Raw genomic sequence first — 12,872 nt, forward strand, 5'->3', positions numbered from 1 at the left:
ATGCGCGTGCCGCCGGAGATGTTCCGGTTCACCACGGGCGAGCGGGCCGAGTTGTACGTGGCGGTCCTGCACGCGTTCGGTGAGGCGAACGAGCGGTTGGAGACCGCTCTCGGTCTGGACGACGTGCGGGCGAGGCTCCGCTCGGTGGGGTGGCTCGACCCGCTGGACGACAAGGAGCTGACCGGAGCGCTGGGGAGCCTGCGCGACTGGCGGCTGCTCGACGTCACCCAGAACCACGCCGAGAACTACCGGACGGCCGACGAGTACGAGCGGCGCAACCTCCAGTACTCGTTGACCAAGCGCGGGGAAGCCGCCCTGGCCGGCGTGGTGCACGCCATGGGCGTGCTGGCCTCGACGGGTGCGCTCCAGACGGCGGTGCTCGACGCGATCGCGGACCGGCTCGGGGAGCTGGTCGCGCAGCTGGGCGATCCCGGTGTGCCGGATCGTCGGGTCTTCGGCACGCTGGTCGAGCTGGAGGGGCACCTGGAGGCGTTGCGGGGCAACACCAAGCAGTTCAACGGCGAGCTGCAGCGCCTGTTGCGGGCGGAGGGGGCCGACCAGGAGACGTTCCGCGAGGTCAAGTCGGCGACCGTGGCGTACCTCCAGGAGTTCACGACGAACCTGGAGCAGCGGGCGCACGCGATCGCCAACCGGGTCGGGTTGGTCGAGGAGCGGGGAGTGGCTCTGCTGCACCACCGCGCGCTGGTGGGTGCCGAACTCCCGCCCACCTCGGACGGTGATCCGGCGGTGGCGTGGTTGGAGCTGCGCCGGGCCAGGTGGGAGGGGTTGCGCGCGTGGTTCCTGCCGGTGGACGGCGGCACGCCCAGGGTCCAGCAACTGTTCGTGGTCGCCCGGCGCGCGATCATCGCGTTGTTGCAGGTGCTCGACCGGATCACCGAGTCCAGGCGCAGGTCGACCAGTGCGGCGGCCGACTTCCGCGAGCTGGCGCGTTGGTTCGCGGTCGCCCCGACCGAAGAGGACCTGCACCTGCTGTGGTCGACCGCCTTCGGGCTCGGCTCCGCCCGGCACGCGCACCTCGCGCACCCCGACCCGGAACTCGTGGCGTCGTCCGCCCGGTGGGTCGACGCGCCACCGGTGGAGGTATCGGCGTTGCTGCGCAGCGCGGGGCGGACCGAGCGGTTCAGCCGCACCGGACGGGTGCGCGACGTGGCCGCGGTCAAGGCGGCCCGCGCCGAGTCGGCTCGTGCGGAGCGGGCCGCGCTGAAGGCCGCGTGGGACCGGTTGGACACCGGTGGCGGCATGAGGTTGTCGCAGTTCGGGCGGTTGGACCACGAGGTGCTCGAACGGCTGCTCGACCTCCTCGGGCGTGCCTTGGCCGCGGCACCGGACCGGCACGGCGTCCACCGGGCCACCACGGGCGACGGGCGGGTGGAGGTCCTGCTGAGGTTGCCGGAGGCTCACCGGGAACAGGCGGTGCTCAGGACGCCGCGCGGTGTGTTCACCGGCCCGGACTACGACATCGAGATCCGCACGCCGGGTGGTCGCACGGCACGGCGGCCGCAAGGGGCTGCCGAAGGGGCGGCGACTGGATGAGCAACCTGGCGAACCAGATGGTGATCGCGGAGCGCGAGGAAGTCGCGCGGGCGATCCGCTTGCTGCTGGCTACACCGCTGATCAGCGTCGGGGCCGCGCCGGAAGCCTTCGACCTCGTGCGCAGGCGGCGCGAACCCGTCGAGAAGTGGTTCGACTACTACTGCGGGTGGTCGCTGATCGTCGAACCTCGCCTGGGGTACGCGCGGTTGGCCAAGGTCCGGGTCGCCACCGACCCCACCCGCCCGGCCCGACGGCACCGCACGGGGCGGGCGCCGTTCGACCGCCGCCGGTACACCCTGCTGTGCGTGGTGGCCGCCGAGCTGCTGGGGGTGCCGGTGACCACGATCGGACTGCTGGCGGACCGCGTCGTCCAAGCCTCGGCGGTGGATCCGGTGCTGCCGTCGTTCGACACGTCCAGCCGCGCCGAGCGGGTGGCGTTCGTCGACGCGCTGCGACTGCTGGAGTCGGTCGGCGCGGTCGAAGCGGTGGACGGCGCCACCGAGTCGTTCGTGGGCTCCGCCGACGCGAAAGTCCTCTACCGGGTGGACGCGACGCTGCTCATGCGCCTGCTGGCGGCACCGGTCGGCGCGTCGCAGGTCGCGGTCACCCCCGGGAGGTCGCACACCGACGAGGTGCCGCTGCGCTTCACAGAGCTGCTGACCCGGCTGTCCCGCGAACGGCGTTACGGCGATGCCGACGAGCCGGTGTCCGAGGTCCAGCGCAACCTGTGGCTGCGGCACTCGGTGTTCCGCAAGCTGGTCGACGACCCGGTCGTGCACCGCGACGACCTGACCCCCGCGGAACTGGCCTACCTGGAGTCACCGACCGGCGGGCAGCTCCTGCGCCGGGCCGCCGACCAAGCGGGGTTGCTGGTGGAGGAACGTGCCGAGGGCGTCATGTTGATCGACCCGGACGGCGTGGCCACGGACAGCCGGTTCCCCGACGACTCCGGCAACGCCAAGGTCGCCGCCCTGTTGCTCCTCGACGTGATCACGTCAGCGCCCGGACCGGTCGCCGTCGAGCAGCTGCGCACCGAGGCAGACGTACTGCTCGACCGCTTTCCGAAGTGGGCCAAGGGCTACCGCGGCGAGGACGGTGCTACTCGACTCGTCGCCGACGCGCTGGACGTGCTCAGGGCGTTCGGCCTCGTCCGGCTCGACAGCGGTGTGGTGCGTGCCCGGCCCGCCGCCGCCCGCTATGCGGTGACCCGGACGAGTGCCGATGACATCGAGGACGAATCATGACGGTGACCGAGCTGTCGTTCACGGAAAGCGGCACCGCGCCGGAAGCGGTGGCCAGGTGGGTGCCCGAACGCGCCGGGATCCTGAACGTGTGGCGCTACTACGACGAGGTGTTCAGGTTCCACAAGGGCCGGTTGTTGCTGCGCGGCCCCAACGGCACCGGCAAGTCGAAGGCGCTGGAACTGCTCCTGCCGTTCCTGTTCGACGCCAACCTGCGCGCCAACCGGCTCTCCACGTTCGGCACGTCCGAGCGCACCATGCACTGGAACCTGATGGGGGAAGGGGCGACCGGCACCACGAGGGTCGGGTACGTGTGGCTTGAGTTCCGCTTCCCCGGTGTAGACGGCTCGCCGGACACGTGGTTCTCCTGCGGCGCGCGGCTGGCCGCGACCAGGCACACCACCGCGGTGCACCCGGACTACTTCACCACCGGGCAGCGCATCGGCGTGCCGGATGGCCTCGACCTCACCGACCCGAACGGCGCGCCCCTCACCGGCAAGGCCCTGGAAGCCGCGCTCGGCGACCGCGGCACGCTCCACCAGAACGCGGCCGACTACCGGGCGGCCGTGCGCTCGACCCTGTTCCCCGGCCTGAGCGAGCAGCGCTACGACGCGCTCATCACGGCCCTGCTCCAACTCCGCACGCCCAAGCTCTCCCAGCGGCTCGACCCCGGGCTGCTCTCCACGTTGCTGTCCAAGGCGCTGCCGCCGCTGGGTGAGGCGGAGATCAGCGACCTCGCGGAGGGCTTCGAGCGCTTGGACCGGCAGCGTGAACAGCTCAAACGCCTCGACGCGGAGGTGGAGGCCGCGCGGCACCTCAAGTCCAGGCAACGCGCGTATGCGCAGCGCGTGCTGCGCGCCGCAGCGGCGAAGCTGATCTCCGCCACCACAGAGCTCGGCAACCTCGCGGACGCCGCGAAACTCTCGGAAGACGAGTTTCACCGCGCGGCACAGCGGAAGCAGGAGGCTGAAGAACGCGGCGAGCTGCTGGAACAGCGCATTGTCGAGACCGAGGGGCGCATCCAAGGGCTGACCGGCAGCGACGCGTACCGGCAGGGTGAACAGCTCGACCGGCTGCGGACCCGCGTGCGCGAGGCTCGTGCGACCGCCGGGAAGAGGCGCGCCGACGCGGTCGGCCACCGCCGGGTCGCCCGCACCGACGCGGAAGCGGCCGACACCGCCGCCCGGCACGCGGAGGCACGGGCCGAAACCGCAGGAGCGCTGGCCGACGGCGCCTCGACCGCCGCCGCCCGTGTCGGTCTCGCCTCGGTGCACGCCGAGATAGCCCGCGTCCTCGTCGACCCCTCGCGGTCGCGGGCCCTGCTGCGCGCCGCGGTCCAGGCACGTGCCGAGCAGGTCGAGGTCGTGCGTGCCGCGCTCAACGAGCACGAGGTCGCCATCAACAGCAGGCGGGACGCGGAACAGGTGCTCGACGAGGCACGGGAAGTCCTGGCGGAGGTCACCGAACGGCGGGCCGAGCTCGCCGACCGGCGCGAGGCCGCGCTCGCGGAGCTCCGGGTCGCCATCCTGACGTGGGTGGCGGGCTGCCGTGAGCTGACCTTCGCCGATCCCGAGGCACTGGCGGACCTCACGGCTTCGGAGACCGCCCTGCTGGCCGAGGTCGATTCGGCTGCGAGCCGTGTGCTGGGCACCATCACCCGAGAAGAGACCCTGGTCGGGACAGCGCTGGAGAACGCCGAGCGCGATCGGGACGCCCTGCGCGACGAGGTCCGGCGGCTGCTGATCGAGGAGGACCTGCCTCCCCAGCCGCCGCACACGCGCACCGCGGATCGCGGGACCATGACCGGCGCGCCGCTGTGGCGCTTGGTCCGCTTCGCCGACGCGGTGCCCGACGACGTCCGCGCGTCGGTGGAGGCCGCGCTCCAGGCGTCCGGGCTCCTGGACGCCTGGGTCGGCCACGACGGCGCGGTCGCCGGGCACGACACGTTCGCCGTGCCCGGTGCCGTGCCGCCTGCGCCGGATCGCTCCCTCGCCGAGGTCCTCGTACCCGAGATCGACGCACCCGTGGCCGCCGACGTCGTCGCCCGCCTGCTCGGTGCTGTGGCCTACGGGGAGGAGTTGCCCAGAGCCCACCCGGTCGCCATCGGAGCCGACGGTGCTTGGCGCATGGGCAACCTGCGCGGCACTTGGCGCAAAGACGAGGTCTCCCACATCGGTGCGCTCGCCAGGCAACGGGCCCGGGAACGCCGGCTGGCCGAACTGCGCGAGCGGATCGCCGCGTCGGAAGAACTGATCGGGACGCACACGGATGCCTTGCGATCGCTGACCGAACGCAGGTCCGACGTCAAGGCCGACCGGCGCGCTCAGCCCCCTCACACCCACGCGAATGCGGCACTGGAGGACCTGACCCGGGCCGATTCAGCGGTCTCCAGCGCCGACGGCGTGGTTCGGCGGTCACTGGACGGCCTGGCGAAGAGCGAGCAGCGCGTGGACCGCGCCCTGCGCGCGCTGACCACGTCGGCAGCCGAACACGGCCTGCCCACCGAGCGGAACGCCCTCACCGCCGTCATGGCAGCCGTGGACGCCTTCCGGACCGCGTCCGACGCCTGGATCGACGAGCACGCTGTTCTGCTCACGGCACGTCGTGAAGCGGACCGGACCGCTGAGCAGGCCCAGCGGTCCCGGCTCGCCGCCGAACAGCGCGAGGACGAGGCGGACGACGCCGAAGCCGTGGCCCGCGGGCTCGACAGCGAGCTGGACGCTGTGGAGGGCACCATCGGCGTGGACTACCGGAAGGTGCTGGACGACCTCGCCGCGCTCCGCGAGCAACTGGAGTTGGTCAGGCGGGAGGCGAGTGCCAACCAGAAGGAGATCGGCACCCTGGCCGTGCGCCTGGGAGAACTCACCGCCCAGCGGGCCACCGACGCGCGTGACCGCGACCGCGCCACCGAGGTGCGCGACCAAGCCGCACTGCGATTCCGGCACCTGGCGGACGGAAGCCTGCCCACCGACAGCGGTCTGGACGACCTGCCCGCCTTCAGGCAGGTGCTGACGGCGTCGAGCGGAGTCCGGGCAGCGCTCGACGCCGCCCGGTCGGTCGCGGCCGCGTGGCCGTCGCTGCCCCACTCACCGAAGAACCTCGGCGACGCCGCACACCGATTGGCGGAGGAGGTGCACGCCTCCCGCGAGGTGCTGGGCGGTCGGGCCGATCTCGAACTCGACTCCGACGAGGACGTCCAGGTCTTCTCCGCGATGGTGGACGGGGTCAGGATAGGCGCTTCGGCACTGTTCGACCTGCTGCGGTCCGACGCGGATCGCAGTCGAGAGGACATCACCGCGCAAGAGCGCGAGCTGTTCGACCGGGCCCTCACAGGGGACACCCGCCGCCACCTCGCCGCCCGGATACGGCAGGCGCACGACCTGGTCGACGGCATGAACGCCCGCCTGGAGCGCGTGCGCACCGCTTCCAAGGTGGCGGTGCGGTTGGTGTGGGAGGTGTCGCCCGACCTGCCGTCGGGCACGAAAGCGGCGCGTGACCTCCTGCTCAAGGACCCGGTCCGGTTGACGGAGGAGGACCGCGAGTCGCTGCACCGGTTCTTCCGCGACCGGGTCGAACAGGCCAAGGGCGACGAGACGGCCACCAACTGGGAGCAGCAGCTGGGGCAGGTGTTCGACTACACGGCCTGGCACAGGTTCGTGGTGAAGGTCGACCGCATGAACGGCACGGGCTGGCAGCCCTTGACCAAGAAGCTCCACGGCGCGCTGTCGGGCGGGGAGAAGGCGATCGCGTTGCACCTGCCGCTGTTCGCCGCCGTGGCCGCCCACTACCAGGCCGTTGCCGGATCGCCGAGGGTCATCCTGCTGGACGAGGTCTTCGTCGGTGTCGACAGCGTCAACCGCGGCCAGGTGTTCGCACTGCTGTCGGCGCTGGACCTCGACCTGGTCCTCACCTCCGACCACGAGTGGTGCACCTACCGCGAGTTGGACGGCATCGCGATCCACCAGCTGATCAGCGGTGGCGACGACGACGCCGTCACCACCGCCCGGTTCGTGTGGGACGGCGCCGAGATGGTGGACGAAGAGGTGGCGGAGGACGACTGAGCGCAGGTCATCGCCGGTCATCGCAGGTCGAAGCCCTGAACGATCAGAGATTGCTGTCGTTCACACCACTGCGGGCGGAGCAGGTGTGGAGCAGATCGTGTAGTTGAACGACGTGTGACGGCTTCGAACGGCGGTGAACCGCGCCGGCTGACGTGCGGGTTTCTATTTGCGCTGGTCAGGGCACTTGCGGAACAGCAATGGCAGAGTGCGGCTCAGGTTCGTTGGCTGCACTTCGTCGCAGCTGCATGGATTGGCGGGTGTCGGGTGCAGTGCGTTGATGTGGTGCGGTTCGTCCGTCTTCAGGGTGACTGCGACGCGATCGTCCAGCGGGATCAGGCCCTGGTGGGTGTCCTGAACCGCGCATCCTGATTCGCGGGGCGGTGGTTCGGTAGTGGCCTCCGAGGCAGTCCGTTCGGTAGATCTCGCGTTCACGTCGAGCGGCCGGTCCGACGCGACGACTCGGTGAGCGTGCCAACCTCGGCGAGGACGGCCCAGGCTTACTCCAGCGGCAGTCCAGCCCGCCGCGGATGGCGGGGAAGGCGAGTTCGCCGGTCCCGTTGCGGGCGAATTCGATGCACCCGGGCTCGATGAGGTCGGTGGTGTCCTGGTCGCACTGGTCCATCCCCACGATTCGCCACCGACCGGTCGTGCGCCCTGTGGGCTTCGCCGCGGGTAGCCCTCAGGTTGAAGTCGCTCGATGCGGGGCGAACCGCCTGCCGACGCAGCCGAGTCGAGGCGGGAGGATAAAGCCGAGCCGGTGGACGGCGGCCGAGTAGCTGCGTCGGCGGTGTGAACGGGCGACAACGCCAAGGCCACGGTCGCCGCAGCCGGAGGGCCGTTCGACCACTGCACCGGCGCCGACGCGGAGGTTGCGCCTACCAGTCACGCGTGTGACCGCCTGCGATCCCGTGTGGCTTGCTCACGAGAGGGCGTTTCCAGGTGCCGCGCGTGCTGCGGTCGAGGTTGCGCAAGGGTGGAAGGTTCTTGTTCGAGGTGGGAAGCGGCGGCGTCGGGCGTTGTCACGGCGCCGCCAGTCGAACGCGGGTTTCATGTCTTCTGTCCCACTGGCCGGTGCGGTGGTGCATCCACCGCACCGGCCGGTGAGCGGGGCAAGTGTGCGAGACCTCTACTTCGTGGCGCACAGAGCCTTGTCGAAGAGGGCGATGACCTCGTACTGGTGGACTTCGTCGTTCGTCCCGGCGACGGCGACCGCCCGGCCGTCGGGGGTGATGGCGGCGCGGGTCTGGAAGCCGTCGGCGTCGCCGCCGTGGCCGTACGCGGTGATCCCGCAGCTGAGCTTCATCTCGATGACGCCCAGACCGTAGCGCCAACCCTCGAAGAGGCCGGGCGCTTCCACGGTCTGACGCATCTCCGCCAGCCGAGCGGGCTTGAGCAGTTGACCGTCCTGCAGGGCGACCAGGAACTTGTTCAGGTCACTCGGGGTGGCGATCATCTGTCCCGCGGCACCGGCGATCGACGGGTCGAACCGGGTGATGTCGATCAGTTCACCGGCGATCGGGTTGGCCTTGTCGTCCTTGGGAAACAGGTAACCCTGGGGGTGCGGGGCACGGATGTCGCGGTCGCCCGGCCCCGGGTAGTACGTCTCCTTGAGACCGATCCGGTTGATGATCTTGTCGGTGACCACCTCGGCGAGGGGCCGTCCGGCCGCTTTTTGCGCCACCAGCCCCAGCAGCATGTAGCCGGTGTTGCTGTACGCCCACACCCTGTCCTGTCCCGGAGCGAACGTCGGTGCTTGGGTCAGCGCCGCGTCCAGCACCTCCCGGGTCTCGAAGTACCGGTCCCTGACCGGCAGGATCCCGTTGGACATGAAGGGGACTCCGGTGGGCATCCCACTGGTGTGGTTCAGCAGTTGCCTGATCGTGATCGTCCGACCGTCGATCGCCGCACCGTCGCCGGTGCCCCGCACCACGCCCGGCAGGAACTTCTCCACCGCGTCGTCCAGCGCGAGCTTGCCCTCGTCGGCCAACTGCAGGGTCGCCACAGCGGTGAACATCTTCGTGATGCTGGCGATCCGGACGTAACCGTCCGTCGGCACCTTCGACTTCGTCCGGATGTCACCCACCCCGGCGGTGTAGTTCGTCACCCGCCCGTTCCGGTCCCGCACCGACATCAGCATCCCGGGCAGGGACCCGTCGGCGACCAGCGCCTCCATGCCCGACTGCAACGCCTTGTCGTGCCCCGGCTTCGACCTGCCGTCCAACGCGCCCGCCGACGCCACGTTCGTCACCGCGAGCCCGGCGACCGCCACCGCCGCCACCGCCGCGGCGACCGCACGACGCCGGCCGCGGCCCGGGCGGTTCTCGGTCGGACGGCTGAAATCCTTCGACAAGGGACACTCCCCACTGGATGTTCTGCATTGACTCACACAGTGTTGTGACAGCCTCGGCGCCTCACGATCCCTTGTGCTGCACACTTCCGGTACAGCTGGCACTACCTCGCCGATGCCCGGCGGAGGTCGGGGGAACGGCTGGGCGTCAGTTCGCGCACAGCGCGGCGTCGAGGAGCGCGCCCCGGTCCGCGTCGACGGACTCGTCCTTCACCGACCCGGAGAGCGAGGTGACCACGATGGTCGCCGCGCGTCCGTCGTCGGTGGCCGCGTTGACGGTGGAGTACCCCGGGATGTCGCCGCCGTGGCCCCATGCGACGCCCCCGCAGCTCAGCGGTGTGCTGAACACGCCGAGGCCGTAGCCCGTCCCCGACCCCGGTCGCGTCGGGATGGTGGTGCGCAGCTGCGCCGGCTGGGCCGGTTCGAGCAGCTTCCCGTCCAGCAGCGCGCGCAGGAAGGTGTTGAGGTCGCCCGGCGTGGAGACCAGGTGGCCGGCCGCCCAACCCCAACCCGGGTCCATCCGGGTGAAGTCGACCAGCTCGTCGGTCGCCGGGTCGCGCTGGTAACCCTTGGGGTGCCGGCCGCGGATGTCCTCCTCGCCGACACCTGGTGCGTACGTGTCGCGCAGACCGATCCGCTGGATGACCCGGGTGGTCACCAGCTCGTCGAACGGGCGACCGGTGACCCGCTGGGCGAGCAGGCCGGCCAGGAGGTAGTTCGTGTTGCTGTAGGACCAACCGCTGCCGGCGGAGCGCGCGTCCTCCCTGGCGTTCGCCAGGTCGAGCAGTTGGCGAGGTTCGAGGTAGACGTGCTGGTAGGGGAGGAAGTCGGCCATGGTCTTGAACATCGAGTCGGTGTAGTCGGGCAGGCCGCTGTTGTGCTGGAGCAGTCGGCGGACCGTGATCTGGTCGGCGTCGATGCCCTTGCCGCGCACCAGGCCGGGCAGGTACGTCTCGATCGACGCGTCGAGCTCCACCCTGCCCTCCCCGACGAGCTGCAGCACGACGACGAGGCGAACATCTTGCTCGCGCTGCCGATCCGCACCCTGCCGTTCGTCGGCACCTTGCCACCGGTCCGCAGGTCGCCCACCCCGGCGGTGTAGTGGCGGGTCCGACCGTGCCGGTCCCGGAGGGAGGCCAGCGCTCCGGGGTGCCGGTCGACACCGACGAGCTCGTCCATGCCCTGCTGGATGGCGTCCCGGGGTTCGGTGTGGGCCGCCGGGATCGGGCCGGCGAACGCGAAAGCACCCGCGGTGACCACTACCGCCGCCGTCATGGCGGCCGCACGGCGATATCGCGAGGAGGGGCGATCTTCGTGGGAGGAGAACACGAACAAGGCAGACAGCTCCTGGGCTCGGAAGACGTCGGTCCTGCGACGACCGGTTGGATCCAGGCTGCTCACCCGCGCCCGTGTGGACAATCCAGCCCGCTGGACAACCGGGGTAGCGGTGGCACCCCGGAACCGGGCCGCTCCTGTCCAGCGGCTGAGCCGTGACGGGCGGGCCGGCTCACGTCCGGTGTGGGGTTGAGCCGATTGGATAGGGTTCCGGCCGGGGGAGGTGGCATGACACGGGTGCGCAAGCGCCTGCGGGCGTCGTTCGACGCCATCGCGCGCCTGGTCGGCGGCCTCGGCACGGCGTTGCTCGCCGCAGCGGCCTTCCTCTGGTTCGGCGTGGTCGCGCTGCTGTGCTGCGTCGGCGTCGGCGTCGTCCTGCTGCCCGCTGCCTTGCGCGCGGTGCGGGCGACCGCGAACCGGGAACGGGCCCGGCTCGACGTCCTCGTCCCCGGCCCGGTGCCGCCTGGGGTGCGCGACGCGCTGCGCGACGTGACCGTCCAGCGTGAGCTGGCCTGGCTGCCGCTGCACGCCACGGTCGGCTTGGCGGTCGGATTCCTCGGTCTCGCGATGCCGACCACGGCGCTGCAGAACGGGGACGTACCCGCTCTGGTACCACCTGCTGCCGCCCGAGGACAACACCCCCAGCCTCATCCCCTGGGCCGTCACCGACCTCGGCGGCGCGCTGGCCGTGGCGCTGACCGGCGTCTTCTGCGCAGCGTTCATCATCGGGCTCGGGCCGGCGCTCGTCCGGGCGCAGGAGTGGCCGGGCCGGCACTTGTTGACGCCACCGGCGGGCGCGGACCTGTCGCTGCGGGTCGCCGAGCTGACCGCCACCCGCGCCGCCGCTCTCGACGCGCACGCCGCCGAGCTGCGCCGCATCGAGCGGTCGCTGCACGACGGCACGCAGAACCGGCTCGTCGCGGTGAACGTGCTGCTCGGCGCCGCGCGGCGAGCCGTGGACCGGGACCCGGCCGCAGTCGGCGCCGTGCTGGACCGGGCCCAGGACGCCGCCGAACAGGCGCTCGCCGAGCTGCGCGCGGTGGTCCGCGGCATCCTGCCCCCGGTCCTGGCCGACCGCGGGCTCGCCGATGCCCTCGCCGGCCTCGCGGGCGGCTGCGGAGTGCCCTGCGAGGTGGTGGTGGACGTGCCGGGCCGGTGCGCCGCCTCCGTCGAGGCCACCGCGTACTTCGTGGTGGCCGAGGCCCTGTCCAACGTGGCCAAGCACAGCGGCGCCGCGAGCGCCGTGGTGGCGGTGCGCCGCGAGGGTGATCGGCTGCTGCTGCGGATCTGCGACGACGGGTGCGGTGGCGCGGACGAGCGCGGCGGGTCGGGCCTGTCCGGCATACGCCGGCGGGTCGAGGCGTACGACGGGCGACTGACCCTGGACAGCCCGCCCGGCGGGCCTACGACGATGCGAGTGGAGCTGCCGTGCGGATCGTGATCGCGGAGGACGACCCGCTGCTGCGCGAGGGGTTGGCGCTGCTGCTGCGCGCCGAGTCGCTCGACGTGGTGGCCACCACCGACACGCCGGGATCGTTCCTGGCCGCGGTGGCCGAGCACGAGCCGGACGTCGCCATCGTCGACGTGCGGATGCCGCCCACCCACACCGACGAGGGGATCGTGGCGGCCGTCGAGGCACGCCGCCGCCGGCCGGGCCTCGCGGTGCTCGTGCTGTCGGCGTACGTGGAGCAGGCGTTCGCCACCGACCTGCTCGCTGCCGGCGCCGACCGGCTCGGTTACCTGTTGAAGGAACGGGTGGGGCGGGTCGAGGAGTTCCTGAGCGCGCTGCACAGGGTGGCCGGTGGTGGCACCGCCGTCGACCCCGAGGTGGTGGGCCAGCTGCTGGCGCGCAACCCGCACACCAGCGCGCTGGCCCGGTTGAGCCCCCGGGAGCGGGACGTGCTCGCGCTCATGGCCGAAGGGCTCGGCAACGCCGCCATCGCCGAGCGGCTCGTCATCACCGAGGGAGGGGTGCACAAGCACATCCGCAGCATCTTCGCGAAGCTCGACCTCGCACCCGACGACCGTGCCGACCGGCGCGTCACCGCGGTCCTGCGCTACCTCAAGGGCACCGGGCCGAAGTAACGCCGCTGCACCACCGGTCGGTCTGCCGGCACATGGCTGAAATGGCTGCGCTGACGCCACGCCCGAGAGCCAGCCGTTCTGTCGGCTAACGGACACCTCCCCAGGCGGGCCGGTGCCGGTTCGTCGGCCACCTTGGTGAGTCGTGACTCGATGAGTGTGGAGTCGGGTGTCACCGGGGCGCTGGTGGTTGTGGTCGTGGTGTGGGCGGCGGGTGCGGTCGAGCACCCGGCCGGCAGGACAGCCGTGAGG

7 protein-coding genes and 1 pseudogene are annotated in these 12,872 nt (G+C 71.5%); 6 read left to right on the forward strand and 2 right to left on the reverse strand.

The annotated features are described in order from the left end of the window. The 3 genes from ACIQMJ_RS32975 to ACIQMJ_RS32985 are packed head-to-tail and all read left to right on the forward strand — an operon-like array spanning position 1 to position 6,856. Positions 1-1,554: a TIGR02677 family protein gene (locus ACIQMJ_RS32975; RefSeq protein ID WP_499765016.1), complete on the forward strand. Its 1,554-nt coding sequence runs from the start codon at positions 1-3 to the stop codon at positions 1,552-1,554. Next, complete coding sequence (locus tag ACIQMJ_RS32980) at positions 1,551-2,798, forward strand: TIGR02678 family protein (protein WP_499764895.1); 1,248 nt, start codon at positions 1,551-1,553, stop codon at positions 2,796-2,798. Before ACIQMJ_RS32975 ends, ACIQMJ_RS32980 begins: the two co-directional genes overlap by 4 nt. Next, positions 2,795-6,856, forward strand: a complete 4,062-nt coding sequence (locus ACIQMJ_RS32985; protein ID WP_499764896.1) for a TIGR02680 family protein — start codon at positions 2,795-2,797, stop codon at positions 6,854-6,856. Before ACIQMJ_RS32980 ends, ACIQMJ_RS32985 begins: the two co-directional genes overlap by 4 nt. 1,126 nt (positions 6,857-7,982) lie before the next feature. On the opposite strand, the gene ACIQMJ_RS32990 is transcribed toward ACIQMJ_RS32985, so the two are convergent. Together ACIQMJ_RS32990 and ACIQMJ_RS32995 are read right to left on the reverse strand one after the other, a co-directional pair. Continuing rightward, complete coding sequence (locus tag ACIQMJ_RS32990; protein ID WP_499764897.1) at positions 7,983-9,206, reverse strand: serine hydrolase domain-containing protein; 1,224 nt, start codon at positions 9,204-9,206, stop codon at positions 7,983-7,985. Positions 9,207-9,351: 145 nt separating this feature from the next. Then, complete coding sequence (locus ACIQMJ_RS32995) at positions 9,352-10,206, reverse strand: serine hydrolase domain-containing protein (protein WP_499764898.1); 855 nt, start codon at positions 10,204-10,206, stop codon at positions 9,352-9,354. Positions 10,207-10,766: 560 nt separating this feature from the next. On the opposite strand from ACIQMJ_RS32995, the pseudogene ACIQMJ_RS33000 reads away from it, so the two are divergent. From ACIQMJ_RS33000 to ACIQMJ_RS33010, 3 genes and pseudogenes are all read left to right on the forward strand, one after another. Next, positions 10,767-11,102: pseudogene (locus ACIQMJ_RS33000) on the forward strand (sensor domain-containing protein); the annotation flags it as partial. A 124-nt stretch (positions 11,103-11,226) separates the two neighbouring features. Next, positions 11,227-11,979, forward strand: a complete 753-nt coding sequence (locus ACIQMJ_RS33005) for a sensor histidine kinase (RefSeq protein ID WP_499764899.1) — start codon at positions 11,227-11,229, stop codon at positions 11,977-11,979. Next, positions 11,967-12,623: a response regulator gene (locus ACIQMJ_RS33010; protein WP_499764900.1), complete on the forward strand. Its 657-nt coding sequence runs from the start codon at positions 11,967-11,969 to the stop codon at positions 12,621-12,623. Before ACIQMJ_RS33005 ends, ACIQMJ_RS33010 begins: the two co-directional genes overlap by 13 nt. The last annotated feature ends 249 nt before the right edge of the window (positions 12,624-12,872 follow it).

It is taken from the genome of Actinosynnema sp. NPDC091369 (assembly GCF_044757065.1).
Lineage (GTDB): Bacteria > Actinomycetota > Actinomycetes > Mycobacteriales > Pseudonocardiaceae > Actinosynnema.